The sequence below is a fragment of the Phytobacter massiliensis JC163 genome (assembly GCF_000321045.1).
Lineage (GTDB): Bacteria > Pseudomonadota > Gammaproteobacteria > Enterobacterales > Enterobacteriaceae > Phytobacter_A > Phytobacter_A massiliensis.
Window position 1 is genome coordinate 248,391 of sequence record NZ_HE578949.1, and the last position, 23,620, is coordinate 272,010.

General features: G+C 54.5%; 21 protein-coding genes. 11 read left to right on the forward strand and 10 right to left on the reverse strand.

The annotated features are described in order from the left end of the window. Positions 1–234: 234 nt before the first annotated feature. The 7 genes from cyoE to ENTHG_RS21135 form a co-directional block, all read right to left on the reverse strand. Entirely contained in the window at positions 235–1,122 is an 888-nt protein-coding gene (gene cyoE / locus ENTHG_RS21105) for a heme o synthase (protein WP_044184610.1), read from the reverse strand. Between the two features lie 11 nt (positions 1,123–1,133). Further along, positions 1,134–1,460 carry a cytochrome o ubiquinol oxidase subunit IV gene (locus ENTHG_RS21110; RefSeq protein WP_044184612.1) on the reverse strand — a complete coding sequence of 109 codons (327 nt, stop codon included), beginning with the start codon at positions 1,458–1,460 and terminating at the stop codon, positions 1,134–1,136. Further along, entirely contained in the window at positions 1,460–2,074 is a 615-nt protein-coding gene (locus ENTHG_RS21115; protein WP_044184615.1) for a cytochrome o ubiquinol oxidase subunit III, read from the reverse strand. Before ENTHG_RS21115 ends, ENTHG_RS21110 begins: the two co-directional genes overlap by 1 nt. Beyond that, the gene (cyoB, locus tag ENTHG_RS21120; RefSeq protein WP_044184618.1) at positions 2,074–4,056 is read right to left on the reverse strand and encodes a cytochrome o ubiquinol oxidase subunit I; all 1,983 of its coding nucleotides are present in this window, start codon (positions 4,054–4,056) and stop codon (positions 2,074–2,076) included. Before cyoB ends, ENTHG_RS21115 begins: the two co-directional genes overlap by 1 nt. 20 nt (positions 4,057–4,076) lie before the next feature. Beyond that, the gene (gene cyoA, locus ENTHG_RS21125; protein ID WP_044184622.1) at positions 4,077–5,024 is read right to left on the reverse strand and encodes a cytochrome o ubiquinol oxidase subunit II; all 948 of its coding nucleotides are present in this window, start codon (positions 5,022–5,024) and stop codon (positions 4,077–4,079) included. Positions 5,025–5,591: 567 nt separating this feature from the next. Beyond that, entirely contained in the window at positions 5,592–7,067 is a 1,476-nt protein-coding gene (gene ampG / locus ENTHG_RS21130; RefSeq protein WP_044184625.1) for a muropeptide MFS transporter AmpG, read from the reverse strand. Between the two features lie 41 nt (positions 7,068–7,108). Continuing rightward, a complete protein-coding gene (locus ENTHG_RS21135) occupies positions 7,109–7,687 on the reverse strand; it encodes a lipoprotein (RefSeq protein ID WP_044185169.1) in 579 nt (192 codons plus the stop codon). Between the two features lie 302 nt (positions 7,688–7,989). Here ENTHG_RS21135 and bolA point away from each other — a divergent pair, with 302 nt between their 5' ends. The 9 genes from bolA to ENTHG_RS21180 all read left to right on the forward strand — a co-directional run bounded on the left by bolA (position 7,990) and on the right by ENTHG_RS21180 (position 18,392). Then, on the forward strand, positions 7,990–8,307 hold the full coding sequence (gene bolA, locus ENTHG_RS21140) for a transcriptional regulator BolA (RefSeq protein ID WP_044184628.1): 318 nt from the start codon (positions 7,990–7,992) through the stop codon (positions 8,305–8,307). A 343-nt stretch (positions 8,308–8,650) separates the two neighbouring features. After that, on the forward strand, positions 8,651–9,949 hold the full coding sequence (gene tig, locus ENTHG_RS21145; protein ID WP_044184630.1) for a trigger factor: 1,299 nt from the start codon (positions 8,651–8,653) through the stop codon (positions 9,947–9,949). Positions 9,950–10,236: 287 nt separating this feature from the next. Further along, positions 10,237–10,860 (forward strand): ATP-dependent Clp endopeptidase proteolytic subunit ClpP, encoded by a 624-nt coding sequence (gene clpP / locus ENTHG_RS21150; protein WP_044184633.1) that lies wholly within the window; start codon positions 10,237–10,239, stop codon positions 10,858–10,860. A gap of 125 nt (positions 10,861–10,985) precedes the next feature. Beyond that, positions 10,986–12,260, forward strand: coding sequence for an ATP-dependent protease ATP-binding subunit ClpX (gene clpX, locus ENTHG_RS21155; protein WP_044184635.1), 1,275 nt, complete (start codon positions 10,986–10,988; stop codon positions 12,258–12,260). Positions 12,261–12,443: 183 nt separating this feature from the next. Beyond that, complete coding sequence (gene lon, locus ENTHG_RS21160) at positions 12,444–14,798, forward strand: endopeptidase La (protein WP_044184638.1); 2,355 nt, start codon at positions 12,444–12,446, stop codon at positions 14,796–14,798. A 210-nt stretch (positions 14,799–15,008) separates the two neighbouring features. Continuing rightward, entirely contained in the window at positions 15,009–15,281 is a 273-nt protein-coding gene (gene hupB, locus ENTHG_RS21165; RefSeq protein WP_044184641.1) for a nucleoid-associated protein HU-beta, read from the forward strand. A 206-nt stretch (positions 15,282–15,487) separates the two neighbouring features. Next, positions 15,488–17,362: a peptidylprolyl isomerase gene (gene ppiD / locus ENTHG_RS21170; protein ID WP_044184644.1), complete on the forward strand. Its 1,875-nt coding sequence runs from the start codon at positions 15,488–15,490 to the stop codon at positions 17,360–17,362. Positions 17,363–17,506: 144 nt separating this feature from the next. Then, the gene (locus ENTHG_RS21175) at positions 17,507–17,887 is read left to right on the forward strand and encodes a helix-hairpin-helix domain-containing protein (RefSeq protein WP_044184647.1); all 381 of its coding nucleotides are present in this window, start codon (positions 17,507–17,509) and stop codon (positions 17,885–17,887) included. A gap of 97 nt (positions 17,888–17,984) precedes the next feature. After that, the gene (locus tag ENTHG_RS21180; RefSeq protein ID WP_044184649.1) at positions 17,985–18,392 is read left to right on the forward strand and encodes a YbgC/FadM family acyl-CoA thioesterase; all 408 of its coding nucleotides are present in this window, start codon (positions 17,985–17,987) and stop codon (positions 18,390–18,392) included. Positions 18,393–18,541: 149 nt separating this feature from the next. On the opposite strand, the gene queC is transcribed toward ENTHG_RS21180, so the two are convergent. Continuing rightward, positions 18,542–19,237, reverse strand: coding sequence for a 7-cyano-7-deazaguanine synthase QueC (gene queC / locus ENTHG_RS21185; RefSeq protein WP_044184652.1), 696 nt, complete (start codon positions 19,235–19,237; stop codon positions 18,542–18,544). A gap of 29 nt (positions 19,238–19,266) precedes the next feature. Then, on the reverse strand, positions 19,267–21,003 hold the full coding sequence (locus ENTHG_RS21190) for an SgrR family transcriptional regulator (RefSeq protein WP_044184655.1): 1,737 nt from the start codon (positions 21,001–21,003) through the stop codon (positions 19,267–19,269). 99 nt (positions 21,004–21,102) lie between these two features. Here ENTHG_RS21190 and cof point away from each other — a divergent pair, with 99 nt between their 5' ends. Beyond that, positions 21,103–21,921, forward strand: coding sequence for an HMP-PP phosphatase (cof, locus tag ENTHG_RS21195; protein ID WP_044184658.1), 819 nt, complete (start codon positions 21,103–21,105; stop codon positions 21,919–21,921). A 40-nt stretch (positions 21,922–21,961) separates the two neighbouring features. Here the strand turns inward: cof and ENTHG_RS21200 are convergent, their stop codons facing one another. After that, entirely contained in the window at positions 21,962–23,008 is a 1,047-nt protein-coding gene (locus tag ENTHG_RS21200) for a PLP-dependent cysteine synthase family protein (protein WP_044184661.1), read from the reverse strand. Between the two features lie 115 nt (positions 23,009–23,123). Here ENTHG_RS21200 and ENTHG_RS21205 point away from each other — a divergent pair, with 115 nt between their 5' ends. Next, entirely contained in the window at positions 23,124–23,582 is a 459-nt protein-coding gene (locus ENTHG_RS21205; RefSeq protein WP_044184663.1) for an Lrp/AsnC family transcriptional regulator, read from the forward strand. Positions 23,583–23,620: the final 38 nt, after the last annotated feature.

The window sequence follows — 23,620 nt, forward strand, 5'->3', positions numbered from 1 at the left end:
GCATAATGCAGGGGGAATGACTGTTTATTTTTATAACGAAGCGCAAAATCATGCTTTCTTATTACTAAGCGCGGCGTACTAAAAAATAATATATTGTCAGGTTATCAGCCTGATAAAGCGTATCGGCAATTTATTGTTATCAGCCTCTTTTTTTACGCGGCGTTGCCTTATCGGCATAAAAAAAGGCCCGATCGGCGCAATAACGCGCGGATCGGGCCTTTTTACAGTTTGCTTTTACCAGACGTAAGCCACCAGGCTATGGGAGTCGGGGACCATAAAATCGACCGACATCATGACCGACAGGGCAGTGATAGCGATGATCGAAAAGCCGAACAGCTTACGCGCCCAGACTCTGTCATCTTCCACTTTGTAGCCCCGCAGCGCCATGCCCAGCCACCAGACGCTCACCGCCGCGGCGACGACCAGGTATTTATACCCGGCATAGCCGCCAAGAGAGAGCATCAGCGTGGCGACCGCAAACGCGATGATGTACAGCGTGATGTGGTTTTTCGCCACCGAGATGCCTTTCACCACCGGCAGAACCGGAATATTGGCCGCCTGATAATCCTTGAAGCGGAAAATAGCGATGGCATACGAGTGCGGCATCTGCCACAGGCTAAAGATAGCCAGCAGAATCAGCGCGCCGCTATCGAATTCACCCGTAACGGCGCAGTAGCCGATAACCGGCGGCGCAGCGCCGGAGAGCGAACCGATCAGCGTGCCGTAGACCGAGTGGCGTTTCATGTAGAGGCTATAAACCCCTACATAAACCACGAAGCCCATCACCCCCAGCCAGCAGGCGAGGGGATTTGCGCCAAACCACAACAGCATAAAGCCAGCAATACCCAACAAGGTGGCGTAAACCAGCGAGACCTTCGGCGAAATCAGTCCCTTGACCAGCACGCGGTTTTTTGTCCGCTCCATCTTTTTATCGATGTCACGGTCAATATAGTTGTTAAACACACAACCAGAGGCGACAACCAGCGATACGCCAAGCAGCGTCCACAGGAACAGCAGATAATCTATCTGGCCCTTGGAGGCCAGCAGGAATCCGCCGATCACCGAGATCAGATTGCCGAAAATGATGCCAGGTTTAGTGACTTGCAGGTATTGCTTCAACATACTCGCCGCTCTTAGTGAATCATCATGTTGTAGTTAAGGTTCCACATAATCCAGATGGAGCCGACTACAAGGATAGCGATGATAATCACGGTAAAGACAAAGGCCGTCATGTTCCAACCTTCGTCAGATTTGGTATTCATGTGCAGGAAGCAAACCAGATGCACCAGAATCTGCACAATCGCGGTAACCAGGACGGTACCCAGGATGGCGGCATGAGAAGCCGTGCCGCTCATCACCATCCAGAACGGGATAACCGTCAGGATGATCGACAGGATAAAGCCTGTCATGTAGGTTTTTACGCTACCGTGGGAAGCGCCGTGATCCGTTGAATGACTCATTACATCGCCCCCATCAGATAAACAACAGAGAACACACAGATCCACACAACGTCCAGGAAGTGCCAGAACAGGCTCAGGCACATGATACGCGTGCGGTTAGTGCTGGTCAGGCCGCGACGGGAGATCTGGAACATCAGAACCGCCATCCACACCAGACCAGAGGTTACGTGCAGGCCGTGGGTGCCAACCAGCGCGAAGAACGCTGACAGGAAGCCGCTACGGTCCGGGCCCATACCTTCTGCAATCAGATGGTGGAACTCGTAAATCTCCATCGCCACAAACCCGGCACCGAACAGGAAGGTCAGCGCCAGCCAGGAGATAACCTGGCTTTTGTTGTTTTTGTACATGGCGATAGCCGCCATGCCGTAGGTGATGGAGCTGAACAGCAGCAGGAAGGTCTCTACCAGCACGAACGGCAGCTCAAAAATGTCCTTGCCGGTCGGGCCGCCCGCAGTGCCGTTCACCAGAACGGCATAGGTGGCGAACAGGCATGAGAACAGGATGCAGTCGCTCATCAGGTAGATCCAGAATCCAAAGACCTTATTGGATCCTGCATCGTGGTGCCCATGATCGTGCGCATGGGCAGTGGTTTGATTAAGAGTACTCGTCGCCATTATTTCAGCCCTGCTTTAGTGATCTCATCGAAATGCTGTTTTTCCAGTTTTTCGATTTCTGCAACCGGTACGTAGTAATCCACGTCCTCGTCGAAGCTTTTCACAATCCAGGTAACAATCATGCCGCCGAAGCCGAGGATCGCCATCCACCAGATATGCCAGATCATGGCGAAACCAAACACCGTGGCGAAGGCGGCAATGATGATGCCGGCGCCGCTGTTTTTCGGCATATGAATTTCTTCATAATGGGTCGGCTGCTGGTAAGCTTCGCCTTTCTCTTTCATTTCCCAGAACGCGTCGCGCTCGTGGATTTCCGGTACAACGGCAAAGTTGTAGAACGGAGGCGGAGAAGAGGTTGCCCACTCCAGCGTACGGCCACCCCACGGGTCGCCGGTCAGGTCACGGTTCTGATCGCGGTCGCGAATAGAAACGTAGATCTGAATCAGCAGGCAGAGGATACCAATCGCGATCAGCGCCGCGCCCACCGCTGCAATCATCAGCATTGCGTGGAACTGCGGGTCAATCTGCTGGCTCAGGCGACGGGTCATACCCATAAAGCCCAGCACGTACAGCGGCATAAACGCCACGAAGAAGCCGATAATCCAGAACCAGAAGGAGCGTTTACCCCACTTCTCGTTCAGGGTGAAGCCAAAGGCTTTCGGCCACCAGTAGGTCAGGCCTGCGAAGCAACCAAACACCACGCCGCCGATGATTACGTTATGGAAGTGCGCAATCAGGAACAGGCTGTTGTGCAGTACGAAGTCCGCGCCCGGTACCGCCAGCAGTACGCCGGTCATACCACCTACAGAGAAGGTAACGATAAAGCCGATAGTCCACAGCATCGCAGAGTGGAACACGATACGGCCCTGGTACATGGTGAACAGCCAGTTGAAGATCTTCACCCCTGTTGGGATGGCGATAATCATCGTCGTAATACCAAAGAAGGCGTTAACGTTGGCGCCCGCACCCATGGTGAAGAAGTGGTGCAGCCAGACGATGAACGACAGGATGGTAATACAGATGGTTGCCCATACCAGCGAGGTGTAGCCAAACAGACGTTTACGCGAGAAGGTCGCCGCGATTTCCGAGAACACCCCGAACACCGGCAGAACCAGAATGTACACTTCCGGATGGCCCCAGGCCCAAATCAGGTTGATGTACATCATCATGTTGCCGCCCAAATCGTTGGTAAAGAAATGGGTGCCCAGATAGCGGTCCAGCGTCAGCAGCGCGATGGTTACCGTCAGAATCGGGAACGAGACGATAATCAGCACGTTGGCGCACAGTGAAGCCCAGGTAAATACCGGCATCTTAAACATGCCCATGCCTGGCGCACGCATGCGCAGAATGGTCACGAAGAAGTTAATACCGGTTAGCGTTGTACCGATACCGGAGAGCTGTAGCGCCCAAATCCAGTAATCGACCCCTACGCCGGGACTGTACTCTATTCCCGAAAGCGGCGGATAGGCCAGCCAACCGGTCTGCGCGAATTCACCGACGCCCAGAGAGATGTTGACCAGAATCACGCCAACAACCGTAAACCAGAAGCTCAGGTTGTTGAGGAACGGGAACGCCACGTCGCGCGCGCCGATCTGCAGCGGAACCACCAGGTTCATCAGACCGATAACGAACGGCATCGCCACGAAGAAGATCATGATCACGCCGTGGGCGGTGAAGATCTGGTCGTAGTGATGTGGCGGCAGGAAACCTGCCTCCCCGGCGGAGGCCAGCGCCTGCTGGCTACGCATCATAACGGCGTCAGCAAAACCACGCAGCAGCATCACTACCGCAACGAGGACATACATGATGCCAAGACGTTTGTGGTCAACGGAGGTCAACCATTCATTCCACAGCCATGCCCACTTTTTGAAATAGGTGAGCAGAGCCAGTACCGCCAGTCCCCCGACGATAATCGCAGCAATCGTAACCATGATAATGGGTTCATGGTACGGCACTGCTTCCAGTGTAAGTTTTCCGAACATCGTTTTCTTCCTCGACCCCTTTAGTGAGAGGTTTCCGCGTGGCTCATGTCCATGCCTTCCATCCCTTCGTGCGAGGCGTGCTCACCCTCAGGTTGGGTCATGTCCATGCTCTTGCCGTGGCCCATAAATTTGTTGATAACGTCTTTAAACAAATCGGGTTTCACGCTGGAGAAGTATTCAACCTTGTTGTATTCGCTCGGCGTGGCGAGTTTCTCATAGGCAGCCATGTCATTCATGGTGTTCTGAGACTGCTTCGCTTTAGCGACCCACTGGTCGAATGCTGCGCGGTCCGGCGTGGCGATAGCTTTAAACTTCATGCCGGAGAAGCCCGGACCGCTATAGCTGGCGGAGATACCGTCATACGTACCGGCTTCGTTGGCGATGAGATGCAGTTTGGTCTGCATACCTGCCATTGCGTAAATCTGGCTGCCCAGACGCGGGATAAAGAACGAGTTCATTACGGAGTTTGAGGTCACTTTGAATTCCACAGGCGTGTTAGCCGGGAAAGCGATCTCATTCACTGTAGCGATACCCTGTTCCGGGTAGATGAAGAACCATTTCCAGTCCATAGCGACCACTTCGATGGTGACAGGCTTTTCGTCATGCACCAGCGGCTTGCTCGGCTCAAGGGAGTGGGTGGTTTTCCAGGTGAGTACAGCGAGGAACAGGATGATCAGAATCGGCACCGTCCAGACCACAGCTTCCACTTTATTGGAGTGTGACCAGTTAGGGCTATACTTCGCATCTTTATTGCTCGCACGATACTTCCAGGCGAAACCAATGGCCATTAAGATGGCGGGAATAACGACAATCAACATCAGGCCAAAGGCCGTCAGTATCAGCGAACGTTGCTCCAGTCCAATCTGTCCTTTGGGGTCAAGAAGTGCAGAATCGCAGCCACTGAGTAAAACAGTACCTGCAATTAATGACAACCATCCCAAACTTTTATTGTATTTCCTGAGTCTCATTTAACGACCTCAATTCCACGGGGATCTGGTGGCGTTTAAAGTGTGCGGGCATTTTACGGGAAGGTTACATTACTGTAAACATGATTGGCACGGTGTCAGCAAGGTGTTACTGGGTTCTGCCGATAATGTCACACGAAATGCAACAATCTGTAAAATCGGGCATTCACGCCGCCTGCCATTAAGGTTATAACGAAATCGCTACATTACAATAAAAGGTGAGGTAAATTGGTATAACCAATCAATTTAATACACAATTGGTTAACAATATTTCAGCATTTATTGAACATTACTGGAAACCTGCAATTAATAACTATGCTGAATCGTTAAAGAATAACGTGTTATTTATACCGCACAAATCATTTAAAGAAAATTATTGGAGGGAATGGCTTTCTGACGGGAAAAAAAAGCGTGGCGTCTATTTAATGAACAAATTAATAACGTAAAGCAATTAATTTGCTGTGGTTATAATTTTAAGGCGTTGATTTTAATGTTTAAGATAATTAACCATTCCCTGGCGCACAGACAGGAAAATTTACGCCGCCAGGAGAGTCACTATTTTCAGCGCTGCTACAGCAGCCCCGTTTTGCGCAGCGCCAGCAGGTCCAGCAGGCCGCCGTACAGAATGCCGAAGAGCGCAAGCAGGGCACCTAACTCCAGCACCGCATTGCCATAGGTCGGATAAATCACGCCAGCGGCCTGCGCCACCAGAAGGCACAGCCAGCCGGCAAGCAGCAGGCAGCCAGCCGCGAGGATGGCCAGCGCCAGACGATAAGCGCCTGGGTACTCGGTGCGCGGCATAAAGCGCTCGCTACGCTGGGTGAAGGCCAGCGTTTTTTTACATAACAGCAGCAGCAGCAGGCCGGGCAGGGCAGCGACAATGGAGAAAAGATAGAACGTTGACCAGCCATGCGCTTCCACAAACCAGCCGGCCAGCGGCCCGACATACACACGCCCTACGGCGGACAGCGCCGAGAGCAGCGCGAACTGGGTCGCAGAAAACGATTTATTGCAGAGCGTCATTAACAGGGCGACGAACGCAGAGGTTCCCATTCCGCCGCAAAGGTTCTCAAAAAATACCGCAGTGGCCATGCCGATCATGTTTTTATCCATGACGGAGAGCACCCAGTAGCCCGCGTTAGAGGCGGCCTGCAGCAGGCCAAAAATCAGCAGCGCGCGAAACAGCGACAGTCGCTGCATCAGCACGCCGCCCCACAGCGCGCCGATAATGGTGGCGATAAGCCCCAGCGTTTTGTTCACCACCCCCACTTCGCCTGCGTCAAACCCGACGCCGCGTATAAGAAACGTGGTGGTGAGGCTCATGGCGAACGCATCGCCCAACTTATAAAGGACAATCAGCAGCAGAATCAGCCATGCATTGTTGCGGCCAAAAAAATCACGCAGCGGCTCGGCAACCGCCTGCTCCAGCGTGCGGGGGGAAGGAATGGCGTCCGTAGGCTCCGGAGCAAGAAGGGTGGCGATAATACAGGGGATAAGCAACGCCGCCATCAGCCAGTACATGCCCTGCCAGCCCAGGAAACGATCCGCCAGCCACAGCGCGAGGCCGCCGGAAACCAGCATCCCTAACCGGTAGCCGAGCACGCTTATCGCCGCGCCCGCGCCACGCTCTTCTGCCGCCAGCACATCGGTTTTCCAGGCGTCAAAAACAATATCCTGCGATGCCGAACAGAATGCGATGACCACCGCCAGCGCCGCCATCCAGCGCAGCTGAGTTCCCGGCTCCAGAAAACCCATCGCCGCAATGGAGAGCAGCAGGCCAAACTGGGTCAGCAGTAACCAGCCGCGCCGCCGCCCAAGAAAAGGCGGGGTATAGCGGTCCATCACCGGCGACCAGAGGAACTTAAACACATAGGCCTGTCCTACCAGCGAAAAGAAACCAATGGTTTTCAAATCGACGTTGGCCACGGTCATCCACGCCTGCAACGTGCCGGAGGTCAGGGCAAGCGGTAAACCGGAGGCGAAGCCGAGTATCAGCAGGATCGCTGATTTAGGTTGCTGGAAGATGCGTAAATAGTTGCTGGGCATGGTGATGTACTGGCCCGGCGAACCGGGCCAGCGAACAGAACTTAACGCGCGTTCTGTTTAATGAACTGATGAATGGTAGTGTCCTGAGACATATCGGCGATGGTATCGGTCAGCACGCTGTTAACAGCATTAGCGATCTTCTCATTAGACGCCTGCAGCGCACCTTCTACGTTGTAGCTGGCGCGGTAGTTTTTCGTCATCTTATTGCCGTTAGCTGCCGTCGCGATGATAGCGATATCCGCTTTGGTGGCGATGTTATAGCGCAGGTTGCCCTGGGAGACATCCGCGTAGAGCTGGTTAACAATAATCTGCAGGTTCACCGCGCCGTTCGGTCCAATCATGTAGCCGCGTGCGGTCATCTGTTTTTCCAGCACTTCCTGTAACAGGAAACGCAGATCGCGGGTGGCGGTTAAAGTCACCTGCTGGTTATCGCGCGTCACTTTCGCCAGCGCCTGGTCCGGACGCTGATCGGCGCCGTTGATGCTCACGGTCACGCCCATCAGGCTTGGGTCCTGCTGCGGCAGGGTGATTTTCGGCGATACGTCAATCGTGCTGGGAGGCGTAGCGCAGCCCGCCAGCATAAAGAGGGCGACGAGAGGGAAGAGAAGTTTTTTTAACATGTTCGGGTTCTCGGTATTGCAAACAGGAATTAGAAAAATTGCCGCCATCATAACATTGCCGTCAACAAGAGGAAGTCCTCAAAGCATGTAAATTCATCGTGTTGAGCTTTTTTTGACCGCGCGGCCACCAATAGCGGCCCTGGCCTGCATAAATAAGCGCAGCTTTTACCGCAGTTCATACCTTTGACTGAGAAAAGTAGATGAAAGCTAAATTTTTGTTGTTTTCCTGTTATGAACAGGATAAAAGCGGCTAACATTTAAAGGGATGGGTAGCATCGCAGCGTGGTTGGAGGAGGAATGTCATGATGATACGTGAGCAGATTGAAGAGAAGTTAAGGGCAGCGTTCGAACCCGTGTTCCTCGAAGTTGTTGATGAAAGCTATCGTCACAATGTACCGGCAGGTTCTGAAAGTCATTTTAAAGTCGTACTGGTTAGCGACCGCTTTACCGGCGAGCGTTTTCTGAATCGCCATCGTATGATTTACGGCACGCTGGCAACGGAACTGGCTTCTACCGTCCATGCGCTGGCGCTGCACACCTACACGATCAAAGAGTGGGCGGGGCTGCAGGATACTATTTTCGCCTCGCCGCCGTGCCGTGGAGCAGGCAGCATCGCGTAAAACGCATTTGCATCCGCCTGAGCTTTTCCAGTATGTTGCGTACAGATTATGTAAAAACGGCCTGCGGGCCGTTTTGTTTTGTCTGAAATTTGAGCGAGAAGGGTGTTTTTTAGCTCAAAATAACCGCGGAATTGTGAAAGTTGGCGCAACAATGCGGCATTCCCGTTCTCGACTCACTACAGTGATGCCGCTATAATGCCGCGTCTTATATATGAACGTCTTCGGGATGATTCTGGTGACAGGGAATGTATATCTGATTTGAGAGAGCATCCCGGTTCTGTGAAGTCTGTGACGGCTTCCAGAGTAGAGTTGACCGAGCACTGTGATTTTTTGAGGTAACAAGATGCAAGTTTCAGTTGAAACCACTCAGGGCCTTGGGCGCCGTGTAACGATTACTATCGCTGCTGACAGCATCGAGACCGCTGTGAAGAGCGAGCTGGTCAACGTAGCGAAAAAAGTCCGTATCGACGGCTTCCGTAAAGGTAAAGTACCGATGAACGTCGTTGCTCAGCGTTATGGCGCTTCCGTGCGTCAGGACGTGCTGGGCGAACTGATGAGCCGCAACTTCATTGACGCGATCATTCAGGAAAAAATCAATCCGGCTGGCGCACCGAACTACGTTCCGGGCGAATACAAACTGGGCGAAGACTTCACCTACTCCGTAGAGTTCGAAGTTTACCCGGAAGTTGAGCTGAAAGGTCTGGAAACGATCGAAGTTGAAAAACCGGTTGTTGAAGTGACCGACGCTGACGTCGACACCATGCTGGACACCCTGCGTAAGCAGCAGGCGACCTGGAAAGACAAAGACGGCGCAGCTGACGCGGAAGATCGCGTGACCGTTGACTTCACCGGCTCTGTTGACGGCGAAGAGTTTGAAGGCGGTAAAGCGACCGATTTCGTTCTGGCCATGGGCCAGGGTCGTATGATCCCGGGCTTCGAAGACGGTATCAAAGGTCACAAAGCCGGTGAAGAGTTCACCATCGATGTCACCTTCCCGGAAGATTACCACGCGGAAAACCTGAAAGGTAAAGCCGCGAAGTTCGCTATCAACCTCAAGAAAGTTGAAGAGCGCGAACTGCCTGAGCTGACCGAAGAGTTCATCAAACGTTTCGGCGTTGAAGATGGTTCTATCGACGGCCTGCGCGCAGAAGTGCGTAAAAACATGGAGCGCGAGCTGAAAGGCGCTGTCCGCAACCGCATCAAGTCTCAGGCTATCGAAGGCCTGGTGAAAGCGAACGAGATCGACATCCCGTCCGCACTGATCGACAGCGAAATCGACGTTCTGCGTCGTCAGGCTGCACAGCGTTTCGGCGGCAACGAAAAACAGGCGCTGGAACTGCCGCGCGAACTGTTTGAAGAGCAGGCGAAACGCCGCGTTATCGTTGGTCTGCTGCTGGGTGAAGTGATTCGCACTCACGAGCTGAAAGCTGACGAAGAGCGCGTTAAAGCGCTGATCGAAGAGATGGCTTCCGCTTACGAAGATCCGTCAGAAGTTATCGAGTTCTACAGCAAAAACAAAGAACTGACCGATAACATGCGCAATGTCGCGCTGGAAGAGCAGGCTGTTGAAGCGGTACTGGCGAAAGCGAAAGTGACCGAAAAAGCAACCAACTTCCAGGAACTGATGAACCAGCAGGCTTAATGCCCTCTTTTTGGTTCAAATAGTAAACAGTAAGCCCGTCACCTTCCGGTGACGGGCTTTTTTATCGCATTGACGCTATCGGATATGTGCTAAAAGGATGTTTCAGTGTTAGCGTAACAGCAAAAGGTTGTTATGCTTGAATTAAGGTGTGGCTATCCCCATTAAAGGGAGTAACAACTGTCAACACTCTGGCTGATAATCCGTCTGTGAGGAGGCGTAGTAAGACCTGACTCACTCCAGTACAATCAGTACAGCAGGTTATTTATTTTTAGATCCAGGAGACGGAAATGTCATACAGCGGCGAACGAGATTCCTTTGCACCCCATATGGCTCTGGTGCCAATGGTTATTGAGCAGACCTCACGCGGTGAGCGCTCCTTCGATATCTACTCCCGTCTTCTCAAGGAACGCGTTATCTTCATGACTGGTCAGGTGGAAGACCACATGGCTAACCTGATCGTGGCGCAGATGCTGTTCCTCGAAGCGGAAAACCCGGAAAAAGATATTTACCTGTACATCAACTCACCAGGCGGGGTGATCACCGCCGGGATGTCGATTTACGACACCATGCAATTTATCAAGCCTGACGTCAGCACCATCTGTATGGGCCAGGCGGCGTCAATGGGCGCATTTTTGCTGACCGCGGGGGCCAAGGGCAAACGTTTCTGCCTGCCGAACTCTCGTGTCATGATCCACCAGCCGCTGGGCGGTTATCAGGGTCAGGCGACGGACATCGAAATCCACGCCCGCGAAATCCTGAAAGTGAAAGGGCGCATGAATGAACTTATGGCGCACCACACGGGTCAATCATTAGAACAGATTGAACGCGATACCGAGCGCGACCGTTTCCTCTCTGCGAATGAAGCCGTCGAATATGGTCTGGTTGATTCAATCTTGACTCATCGTAATTAATGCTCAGGCCGGACGAGTGCCGCTATACTCTATGGAGCGGCACTACGCTCGCGTAGCGTCTTGCGCCTGGAATGGCATTTGCGTCGTCATCTGCGGCACAAAGAACAGAAAAGAGGTTTTGACTCATGACAGATAAACGCAAAGATGGTTCGGGCAAACTGTTGTACTGCTCTTTTTGCGGCAAAAGCCAGCATGAAGTGCGCAAGCTGATTGCCGGGCCGTCCGTGTATATCTGCGACGAATGTGTCGATCTGTGTAACGACATCATTCGCGAAGAGATTAAAGAAGTTGCGCCGCATCGCGAGCGCAGTGCGCTGCCGACGCCGCACGAAATTCGCCACCATCTGGACGATTACGTCATTGGTCAGGAGCAGGCGAAAAAAGTGCTGGCGGTTGCGGTTTACAACCACTACAAACGTCTGCGCAACGGCGACACCAGTAATGGCGTAGAGCTGGGCAAAAGTAACATTCTGCTGATCGGCCCGACCGGTTCCGGTAAAACGCTGCTGGCGGAAACCCTGGCGCGCCTGCTGGATGTGCCGTTTACCATGGCCGACGCCACCACGCTGACCGAAGCCGGCTACGTGGGTGAAGACGTTGAAAACATCATCCAGAAGCTGTTGCAGAAATGCGACTATGATGTGCAGAAGGCGCAGCGCGGCATCGTCTATATCGATGAAATCGATAAAATTTCGCGTAAATCGGATAATCCGTCTATTACCCGTGACGTTTCCGGCGAGGGCGTACAGCAGGCGCTGCTGAAACTGATCGAAGGCACCGTTGCCGCCGTTCCGCCGCAGGGCGGGCGTAAACATCCGCAGCAGGAGTTCTTGCAGGTTGATACCTCTAAGATCCTGTTTATTTGCGGCGGTGCATTCGCCGGGCTGGATAAAGTGATTTCCCACCGTGTCGAAACCGGCTCCGGCATCGGCTTTGGCGCGACGGTGAAAGGCAAATCCGAAAAAGCGAACGAAGGTGAACTGCTGGCGCAGGTTGAGCCGGAAGATCTGATCAAGTTTGGTCTGATCCCGGAATTTATTGGTCGTCTGCCGGTGGTCGCCACGCTGAATGAGCTGAGCGAAGAGGCGCTGATCCAGATCCTCAAAGAACCGAAAAACGCGCTGACCAAGCAGTATCAGGCGCTGTTCAATCTGGAAGGGGTGGATCTGGAGTTCCGTGACGAGGCGCTCAATGCGATTGCGAAGAAAGCCATGTCCCGTAAAACCGGTGCCCGCGGCCTGCGTTCAATCGTGGAAGCGGCCCTGCTTGATACCATGTATGACCTGCCTTCGCTGGAAGAGGTTGAAAAAGTGGTTATTGATGAGTCCGTCATCGCCGGACAAAGCAAACCGCTGCTGATTTACGGCAAACCTGAAGCCCAGCAGGCGTCTGGTGAATAATTCATCAATTCATACAGGCAGTTAACAAAAAAGGGGGGATTTTATCTCCCCTTTTATTTTTCCTGATTCCCGCCGTTGAATGTGTGGGAAACATCCCCATATACTGGATTACATGTTAAGGGTGCGTGTTGCACAGTCACGTCACCGGATTACCTGGCGGACATTAAACTAAGAGAGAGCTCTATGAATCCTGAGCGTTCTGAACGCATTGAAATCCCCGTATTGCCGTTGCGCGATGTGGTGGTTTATCCGCACATGGTCATACCCCTGTTTGTAGGGCGGGAAAAATCTATCCGTTGTCTGGAAGCGGCCATGGATCATGATAAAAAAATCATGCTGGTCGCGCAGAAGGAAGCGTCAACGGATGAGCCGGGTGTAAACGATCTTTTCACCGTCGGGACCGTGGCGTCTATTTTGCAGATGCTCAAACTGCCGGACGGCACCGTTAAAGTGCTGGTCGAAGGTTTGCAGCGCGCGCGTATCACCACGCTGTCTGACAACGGCGAGCATTTTAGCGCCAAGGCGGAGTACCTTGACTCACCGGCTATTGACGAGCGTGAACAGGAAGTGCTGGTGCGTACCGCCATCAGCCAGTTCGAAGGCTACATCAAGCTGAACAAGAAAATCCCGCCGGAAGTCCTGACGTCGCTTAATAGCATCGACGATCCGGCGCGCCTGGCGGACACTATCGCGGCCCATATGCCACTCAAACTCGCCGACAAGCAGTCGGTGCTGGAGATGTCAGACGTCAACGAACGTCTTGAATATCTGATGGCGATGATGGAGTCGGAAATCGATCTGTTGCAGGTTGAGAAGCGCATTCGTAACCGCGTTAAGAAACAGATGGAGAAATCCCAGCGCGAGTACTATCTGAACGAGCAGATGAAGGCCATTCAGAAAGAGCTCGGCGAGATGGACGACGCGCCGGACGAGAACGAAGCGCTCAAGCGTAAAATCGACGCCGCGAAGATGCCGAAAGAGGCAAAAGAGAAAGCCGAAGCGGAACTGCAGAAGCTGAAAATGATGTCCCCGATGTCCGCCGAAGCCACCGTTGTGCGCGGCTACATTGAGTGGATGATTCAGGTTCCGTGGCATGCGCGCAGCAAAGTCAAAAAAGATTTGCGCCAGGCGCAAGAGGTACTCGATACCGACCATTACGGCCTGGAGCGGGTGAAAGACCGCATCCTTGAGTATCTTGCGGTGCAGAGCCGTATGAACAAGCTGAAAGGGCCGATCCTGTGTCTGGTGGGGCCGCCGGGGGTAGGTAAAACTTCTCTGGGCCAGTCTATCGCCAAAGCCACAGGGCGTAAGTACATCCGTATGGCGCTGGGCGGCGTGCGTGATGAAGCGGAAATTCGTGGTCACCGCCGCACCTATATTGGCTCTATGCCGGGTAAACTGATCCAGAAAATGGCCAAAGTGGGAGTGAAAAACCCGCTGTTCCTGCTTGATGAGATCGACAAGATGTCTTCGGACATGCGTGGCGATCCGGCTTCCGCACTGCTGGAAGTACTGGACCCGGAACAGAACGTGGCCTTTAGCGATCACTACCTGGAAGTGGACTACGACCTCAGCGACGTGATGTTTGTGGCGACCTCCAACTCCATGAACATTCCGGCGCCGCTGCTGGACCGTATGGAAGTGATCCGTCTTTCTGGCTATACCGAAGATGAAAAGCTGAACATCGCCAAACGTCACCTGCTGCCAAAACAGGTTGAGCGTAACGCCCTTAAGCCGAGCGAGCTGACCGTAGACGACAGCGCCATCATTGGCATTATTCGTTACTACACCCGTGAAGCGGGCGTGCGTAGCCTTGAGCGTGAAATTTCGAAACTGTGCCGTAAGGCGGTGAAACAGCTGCTGCTGGATCCCTCCCTTAAGCACATCGAAATCAACGGCGATAATCTGCACGACTACCTGGGCGTTCAGCGCTTTGACTATGGTCGCGCGGACGATGAAAACCGTGTAGGACAGGTGACCGGCCTGGCGTGGACGGAAGTGGGCGGCGACCTGCTGACCATCGAAACCGCCTGCGTACCGGGTAAAGGTAAACTGACCTATACCGGTTCGCTGGGCGAAGTGATGCAGGAGTCTATCCAGGCGGCGCTGACCGTGGTGCGCGCGCGGGCGGAGAAACTGGGCATCAACGCCGATTTCTACGAAAAACGCGACATTCACGTTCACGTACCGGAAGGGGCGACGCCGAAAGACGGCCCGAGCGCAGGTATTGCAATGTGTACCGCGCTGGTCTCCTGCCTGACCGGCAACCCGGTTCGCGCCGATGTGGCGATGACCGGTGAGATCACCCTGCGTGGTCAGGTGCTGCCGATTGGCGGCCTGAAAGAAAAACTGCTGGCGGCGCATCGCGGCGGCATCAAAACCGTACTGATTCCGTTCGAGAACAAGCGTGACCTGGAGGAGATCCCGGAGAACGTCATCGCCGATCTGGATATTCATCCGGTTAAGCGCATTGATGAGGTTCTGACGCTGGCGTTGCAGAATGCGCCGTTTGGCATGCAGGTCGCGACCGCAAAATAGTGACCTTGCGCAAATAGCGTTGAGAAATACCGGGCTGGTAAGGCATTTCGTACTTGCCAGCCTTTTTTTGTATAGCTAATTTAGATTGCTGGCGGGTTATGCCATCATCAACTGCTGTTGTAAGGGCATGACAGGCCTGATATAACTGCTGCGCGGTCGCACTGTGAAGGATGCAGGTGCGATATAAATTATAAAGAGAGGAAGAGAAGAGTGAATAAATCTCAACTGATAGACAAGATTGCCGCAAATGCTGACATCTCTAAAGCGGCGGCCGGACGTGCGTTAGATGCTTTGATTGCTTCTGTTACTGAATCTCTGAAAGCTGGGGACGATGTAGCGCTGGTAGGTTTTGGTACTTTTGCTGTAAAAGAGCGTGCTGCCCGTACTGGCCGCAATCCTCAGACCGGCAAAGAAATCACCATTGCCGCAGCGAAAGTTCCTGGCTTCCGCGCGGGCAAGGCGCTGAAAGACGCGGTAAACTGATCGCTTCCCTGAGGAAGGTGGAAAGTGCAAGGGCGCATCGAGAGATGTGCCTTTTTTATTTTTAGCCACTCTTTCTCTGAGTTTCTGTATGTTGTGGGCTGACAATCGCCCCCTTTTCTTGTCAAAATACGACCTTATACGCAGCGTCGGGAAACTGAGTGACTGCGCGAGAATTACAGTCACCTACAGCGGAGTGTTGTTACACCATGATGGACAATTTACGCACGGCAGCTAACAGCATCGTGCTCAAGATCATTTTCGGCATCATTATCGTGTCGTTCATTTTGACCGGCGTCAGTAGCTATCTTATTGGCGGTAACGACAACTATGCCGCGAAGGTCAACGGCCAGGAGATTGGGCGCCCGCAGTTCGAAAACGCCGTGGCGAGGGAACGTAATCGCCAGCAGCAGCGTTGGGGCGATAAATTCTCTGAGATGGCGGCGAACGAAAATTACATGAATTCCATGCGTCGGGATGTGCTGAATCGTCTCATCGACGAGGCGCTGCTTGACCAGTATGCGAAGAGCCTTAACCTGGGCATCAGCGATGAACAGGTGAAAAAAGCCATCTTTGCAACCCAGGCGTTCCAGAGTAACGGCAAATTTGATAACGCCCGCTTCAACGCCATCGTCAATCAGATGGGCATGAGCGCCGATCAGTATGCTCAGGCGTTGCGCAATCAGATGACCTCCCAGCAGCTGATCAATGCCGTTGCCGGGACGGATTTCATGCTGAAAGGTGAAACCGATGAGCTGGTGGCGCTGGTCTCCCAGCAGCGTGTAGTACGCGAAGCGGTGATCGATGTTAACGCTCTGGCGGCCAAACAGACGGTAAGCGACGAAGAGATCAAGGCGTTCTACGACCAGAACAAAGGCCGCTTTGTCTCTCCTGAGCAGTTCCGCGTGAGCTATATCAAGCTGGATGCAGCCTCTATGCAGGACGCGGTAAGCGAGGCAGAAGTGCAGGCTTACTACGATCGGCATAAGGATGAGTTCACCCAGCCGCAGCGCACCCGTTACAGCGTGATCCAGACCAAAACGGAAAGCGATGCGAAAGCGGTGCTTGACGCGCTGGCGAAAGGTGAAGATTTCGCCACCCTTGCCAAAGAGAAATCCACTGACGTTATCTCTGCCCGCAACGGCGGCGATATGGGCTGGCTGGAAGCGACCACCACCCCGGATGAACTGAAAAACGCCGGTCTGAAAGAGAAAGGCCAGCTTTCCGGCGTGATTAAATCTTCCGTCGGCTTCCTGGTCGTGCGTCTGGATGATATCGAACCGGCAAAAGTCAAACCGCTGAGTGAAGCGCATGATGATATCGCTGCGAAAGTTAAGCACGAGAAGGCGCTTGATGCCTGGTTCGCGCTGCAGCAGAAAGTCAGCGCGGCGGCCAGCAATGAGAATGATTCTCTGGCGGGTGCTGAGCAGGCAGCCGGTGTGAAAGCAGTGGAAACGGGCTGGTTTGGTCGTGACAATCTGCCGGAAGAACTTAATTTCAAACCGGTCTCCGAGGCCATTTTCAACGGCAGCCTGGTAGGCGTTAACGGTACGCCGGGAAGCAACTCCGACATCATTACCGTCGAGGGCGATCGCGCCTTTGTGCTGCGCGTGAGCGAGCATAAAGCGGAAGCGATTAAGCCGCTGGCGGAGGTGAAGGATCAGGTCAGCGATATCGTGAAGCACAACAAGGCGCAGCAACAGGCGAAGCTTGATGCGGAAAAAGTTGTGGCTGAGCTGAAAGCAGGTAAAGGCGACGAAGCGCTGAAAGCCGCTGGCTTGAGTTTTAGCGCGCCGAAAACCCTGCCGCGTACCGCTCAGGATCCGGTAAGCCTGGCGGCCTTTGCTCTTCCTCTGCCTGCTAAAGACAAGCCGGGTTATGGCGTTGCCAACGATCTGCAGGGTAACGTTGTGGTTCTGGCACTGGATGAAGTGAAGGCGGGTACGCTGCCGGATGCGCAGAAAGCGCAGCTGGTGCAGGGCATCACGGAAAATAATGCCCAGATCGCCTTCGAGGCGCTGATGAGCAACCTGCGCAAAGAAGCCGAAATCAAAATTGGCAAAAGCATCGCGCAGGAAGAATAACGAGACGCCTCGCACATAAATTGCAACTTACTGCAACTCAAAAGGCCGCTTTCGCGGCCTTTTCCACATTTGTTATCTGCCGTTTGTGCCCGTTTCTTATCTTGTTTAACGTAGCCTCACTGTTAAAACACAAGGAGAAACAGCATGAAAAATGGAATCAAAGCGCTTTTAATCGGCCTCTCATTTGCCTGCGCGGGTATGAGCTATGGCGCGCTGGCGGCCCCCGCAGAGAGCGGGGTTAAAGCCACAGCAAGCCCGTCGAAAAGCGCGACGGCAACCTCAGAGCAGGCTAAAGCCGAGAAGGCTAAGAGCGTTGATGACGAAGAGGGCGCGAAAGTGAGCATCAACGCTGCCAGCGCCGAAGATTTGGCGCGGGTGATGAACGGTGTCGGCATAAAAAAAGCGCAGGCCATCGTCAGCTACCGGGAGGAGTACGGCCCGTTTAAAACGCTGGATGATTTAAAGCAGGTGCCGGGAATGGGAAGCGCGCTGGTGGAACGTAATCTGCGGAGCCTGACCCTGTAGCAGAAAGCGCTTGCGTAGTCGCAAATCTTTGCCAGACTAGAGAGGTCATACCAGTTATGACCTCTGTTCCTATAACAAAAGAAAAGGTTAATGCGCTATGCAGACTCAAATCAAAGTTCGTGGTTATCACCTCGATGTCTACCAGCACGTCAACAACGCCCGCTACCTGGAGTTTCTTGAAGAGGCGCGCTGGGACGGGCTGGAGAACAATGAAAGCTTTCAGTGGATGATGGCGAACAACATCGCGTTTGTGGTCGTTAATATTAATATCAACTATCGCCGCCCCGCCGTGCTGGGGGATCGCCTGACGGTGACCAGCCACGTAACGCAGATTAACGGCCGCAGCGGCGTATTAAGCCAGGTCGTTACGCTGGACCCGGAAGGCGAGGTGGTCGCTGACGCGCTGGTAACGTTCGTCTGTATCGATTTAAAAACGCAAAAGGCGCTGGCGCTGGAAGGCGAGCTCAGGGAAAAGCTGGAGCAAATGATCCGCGAAGAAGCGTAGTTAAGGTAAATAGCAAAACGGCAACATTGTTGCCGTTTTTTAGTGTTTGCACCCTCTCCTTGTGGGAGAGGGCCGGGGTGAGGGTATCAGGCCGCACGAGCGTCCCGGATCGGACCCGAAGCCGCACCCGGGAATCTGAAAGGGCAGCGTTACTGCAAACCGGTTTTCTTTTTCATTGCCGCCATCACCGCGGATTTATCCGCCAGATAATGGTTAAGGCCGTTGGCGCGCAGGTTGCAGGCCGCGCACTGCCCGCATCCGTCGCCGCGGATACCGTTGTAACAGGTCAGCGTCTCTGCCCGCACCATCGCAAGCTTGCCCCAGTAATCCGCCAGCGCCCAGGTCTCCGCTTTATCCAGCCACATCAGCGGCGTTTCGAAACGGATATCTTTCGCCATCCCGAGATTTACCGCATGGTTCAGCGCCTTCACAAACTCATCGCGGCAGTCCGGATAGCCGGAAAAATCGGTTTCGCACACCCCGGTAATCACCGCTTCCGCCTGCACCTGATACGCATAAATGGCGGTCAGGGTCAGAAAGAGAATATTGCGCCCTGGCACAAAGGTATTCGGAATGCCGCTGGCGTCCGGTTCATAATCCGGCACCGGAATGCTGTCGCGGGTCAGGCTGCTTACCGCCAGTTCATTAAGCAGCGTGACATCCAGCACTTTATGAGCACGCGCCCCGAGCTTTAAGGCCAGTTCACGGGCCACGTCAATCTCCGCGCGATGGCGCTGACCGTAATCGAAGGTAACGCAGTGTACTTCATCGTAATGATGTAGCGCCTGCACCAGGCAAGTCGTGGAGTCCTGTCCGCCACTGAATACCACAACGGCACGTTTCATAATCATTCCTGCTCTTTCTCGCTAAAAGGTTATGGTAGCGTCTGCGGATTGCCGCGACCAGCTTCTTCGCCGCGCGGAGGTGGAAGCCAGGCCTGCGTAAAGTCAAACCAGCCCCGGGTATTAAGACGAATACCCTCAACGCCGGGCGGCGCGCTGATACGGTAGTGGTAATTAAACAGCGGTGTCAGCACGGCTTCCTCCATGAGCTGACTGAAAAACGCCTGCAACGCATTGGCTCTTGCCGTTTCGCAGGCCAGGCTCTGCACGCTGTCGAGTGTGGTTTGCAAATGGGCGAAGTGCGGTGCGCTCAGAACGTTCGGCCAGACGGGATCGCAGCGTAGCCACTGCTCAAGGGTATATTCCGGGGCATCGCCAATCAGGCGATCCCCCATCACCAGATCCGCCTGCGCCAGCGCGCTGCAGCCTTCCCAGGTTTTTGCGTCATAAAACAGCACCGTTAACTCACAGCCAAGTTCGGCAAGACAGCTTTTTAGCTGCTGCGCCATGGTATGCAACTCTACCGGCAGATGATAAATCAGCGTCAGCTTAGCAGGCAGGGGGACATCCTCCTGCTGCGGCCAGCGTGGCATATCCCACCCCGGAATCAGCGCTTTACTCGGCTTAATGAGGTTTTCGTCCAGCGGCAGGGTGTCGAGCAGCGCGGTCTGATGAATAATCTGCACCAGTCGCCGGGCCTGCTGCCTGCTGAGGTTCGGGCCGGTACGCTGTGTAAGGTAACAAAAGCCGAGGCTGACGCTATCGCTTACCGGCTGTAGATGCACCAGTTCGTCCGGCTCGCCAATGGCGATCTGCACCGGATGACGGCAGCTGGTGCCAAGATCCTGTTCAAATAGCTGAGGGGTGATCCAGTACTCAACGGCTTTCAGCAGCGGGTGGCTCAGGTGATAGTGTTCATGGCTCTCCAGGCGCACCAGTTCCGGGCTGAACGCGACAAGACGAAACGGCCCGCAGCCAGTCTGGGGCAACTGCGGGTGGGCAAGCACGCTGCCATAGCTGGCAAGCCGGTGCGCCAGCCAGAAGTCCGGGCGGTGCAGCGTAAAGGTGAGGGTATGAGAGTGCGTCGCCTCGACAGATTTCACGCTGGCAAAAAGCGCGCACAGCATCGGCAGCGCCAGAAGCATCCGGAAACGGCTCTCCAGCTGGCTTGTCTCCACCGCGTCGCCGTTATGCCAGCGTAAGGTAGGGCGGAGATGAAAACGCCAGCACAGCGCATCATCGCTGATATCCCAGTGGTGAGCCATGTCCCCCAGCGGCAGGCGACAGTCGCTGACAAAGCGCGTCAGGCCGGCAAAGATCTGCCCGGCCAGGTGCTGTTCCGCCCGCCCCGGTAAAAAGCCCGGCTGCAGCGGTTCGAGCGGGCGATAGTAGGGAATGCGCAGGGTCGGGGTATCGTTTTGCCAGCGTCCGCCAAGAAAAGGGTTCAGCAACGCCCGTAAATCGTGGGGAGCAAGCTGTGCCAGCGCCAGCGCGCTCTGCGCACGTCCCTGCGCCAGCGCCTGCTCCATTAACTCCTGTCGCAGCGAATCAGGGGCGCGTAAAAATTGTAGCTGCGCTCGTTTTCCTCGCCCGGAATGGGGTTCCCACCGTAGCCAGCCCGCCTCCTGCATCTGGCGCAGCAGGGTGCGCATATGCCGTTCGCTGCAATAGCAGCGTTCGGCCAGTGTCGCCACGCTCACCTGCTGATCTTCTCCGGCCGTGACCTGCCACAGCCGCTGGTATTGATTGAGTCGATTGAGTAGTCGCATAAACCCGGAACAATTCCTTTTATCTTCTCACTATTACTTCCGTATATCTCAGGCGATACTTTTGCGCAACGCGAAAGACATTATTCTGGAGACAAACTTATGGCCCGGCTGGCTGCTTTTGATATGGATGGCACTTTGCTTATGCCCGACCACCGTCTGGGTGAAGAAACCCTGGCGGCGCTGCGCCGCATGCGCGAACGCGATATCACTCTGGCCTTCGCCACCGGTCGCCACGCGCTGGAGATGCGAAAAATCGTGCAGTCGATTGGCCTGGAGGCGTTTCTGATAACCGGCAACGGTACGCGGGTGCACTCTATGGAGGGCGAGCTGATTCACAGCCAGGATCTCGACCCGGCCGTCGCGGAGCTGGTGCTTCATAGCAAATGGGATACCGCCGCCAGCATCCATGTCTTTAACGACAGCGGCTGGATGACGGACAAAACCCTGCCGGATAGCCTGAATGCGCATCTCTACAGCGGCTTCTCATACCGGCTGACCGATCTGAAACGCCTGCCTGCCCATGAGGTGACGAAGGTCTGTTTCCTGGGCGATCACGACGATTTATGTCGGCTGCGTATTCAGCTTAACGAGGCGTTGGGCGCGCGGGCGCACCTCTGTTTTTCGGCGTTCGATTGCCTCGAAGTGCTGCCCGTCGGCTGCAATAAAGGGGCGGCGCTGGCCCGGCTCAGCGGTGTGCTGGGATTGAATCTGGAAGAGTGCATAGCCTTTGGCGATGCCATGAATGACAAAGAGATGCTGGCGAGCGTCGGGCGCGGCATGATCATGGGCAACGCTATGCCGCAGCTGCGCGCTGCGCTGCCCCACCTGCCGGTTATCGGCCACTGCCGCAACCAGGCGGTATCACATTTTTTAACGCATTGGCTGGATACACCACATCTTCCTTATTCCCCCGAATGATGAGATTTTTACCAGCAAGCCAGGCATCGCCTGGCTTTTTTTACTTTAACAGCGCGGCAATTGACTGCTGCCACGGCTGAATATCGCCGATGTTGTTCGCCACCCACTGCGGGTCATAATACGTCTCCAGATAGCGATCGCCGCTGTCGCACAGCAGCGTGACGATAGCGCCGCTGCGGCCAGCGTCGCGCATCCGCGCCGCCACCTGTAGCGCGCCCCACATATTGGTGCCGGTAGAGGCGCCGACCCGGCGGCCTAACTGCGTCTCCAGCCAGAGGGCGGTAGCGACGCTTGCCGCATCGGGCACTCTCAGCATCTCGTCCACGACATCAGGAATAAATGAGGGCTCTACGCGTGGCCGCCCGATACCTTCGATTTTGCTGCCAACGGTAGAACGTAACGCGGCATCGCGGTACTGCCAGTAATCCAGAAAGACGGAGTTCTCGGGATCAACGACCATCAATTGGGTGGCGTAGCCCTGGCAGCGAATATAACGCCCGATGGTTGCTGAGGTGCCGCCGGTGCCCGCGCTCATCACGATACAGTCCGGTACGGGCTGCGGTTCGTTTTTCATCTGCCGGAAGATGCTGTCGGCGATATTGTTATTGCCGCGCCAGTCGGTGGCGCGCTCGGCGAACGTGAACTGATCCATATAGTGACCGTTCAGTTCGCGCGCCAGCATTTCCGAGGCGGCATAAATCTCGCAGGCGCTCTCTACGAAATGGCAGCGTCCGCCATAAAATTCAATCTGTTCCACTTTACGACGAGCGGTGCAGTGGGGCATGACGGCGATAAAAGGCAGCCCGAGCAGGCGGGCAAAGTAGGCTTCCGACACCGCGGTTGAGCCGGAGGAGGCTTCAATAATGGTGGTGCCTTCTTTTATCCAGCCGTTACACAGGCCGTAAAGGAATAGCGAACGCGCGAGGCGGTGTTTCAGGCTGCCGGTGGGATGAGTGCTCTCATCTTTGAGATAGAGACGGATATCCGGGAACGCGGGCAGGGTCAGGCGAATAAGATGGGTGTCCGCCGAGCGCTGATAGTCGGCGTTAATTTCGTTGATGGCATGTTTTACCCAGGCGCTGTTCATTCGTCTTCCCCATTTGTCATTTTGTGCCCAGCATAAAGGAAAGCGCAGGAAAAATTGTCGCTATTTAAACTTTGAAATAGACTGTAAAGAGAAGATTTTTCTCTGGAGTCGGCTGATGCTAGATAAAATTGACCGGAAGCTGCTGTCGCTGCTGCAGCAGGACTGTACGCTCTCTTTGCAGGCGCTGGCCGATGCCGTTAACCTGACCAGTACGCCATGTTGGAAACGCCTTAAGCGGCTGGAGGAGGAGGGCATCCTTCTTGGGCGCGTGGCGATACTGGATGCCGAGAAACTCGGCCTTGGTCTGACGGCTTTTGTGCTGATTAAAACGCAGCACCACAGTAGCGACTGGTACTGCCGTTTTACGGCGGAGGTGTCGCAAATGCCGGAGGTGCTGGGGTTCTGGCGAATGGCAGGGGAGTATGACTACCTGCTGCGTGTTCAGGTGGCGGATATGAAACGCTATGATGACTTCTATAAAAAACTGGTCAACAGCGTGCCGGGATTATCGGACGTGACCTCCAGTTTCGCCATGGAACAGATAAAATACACCACGGCATTACCTATTGAATAACCCTCCCGGCTGCTGCCGGAAACATCACGTTCAGGATC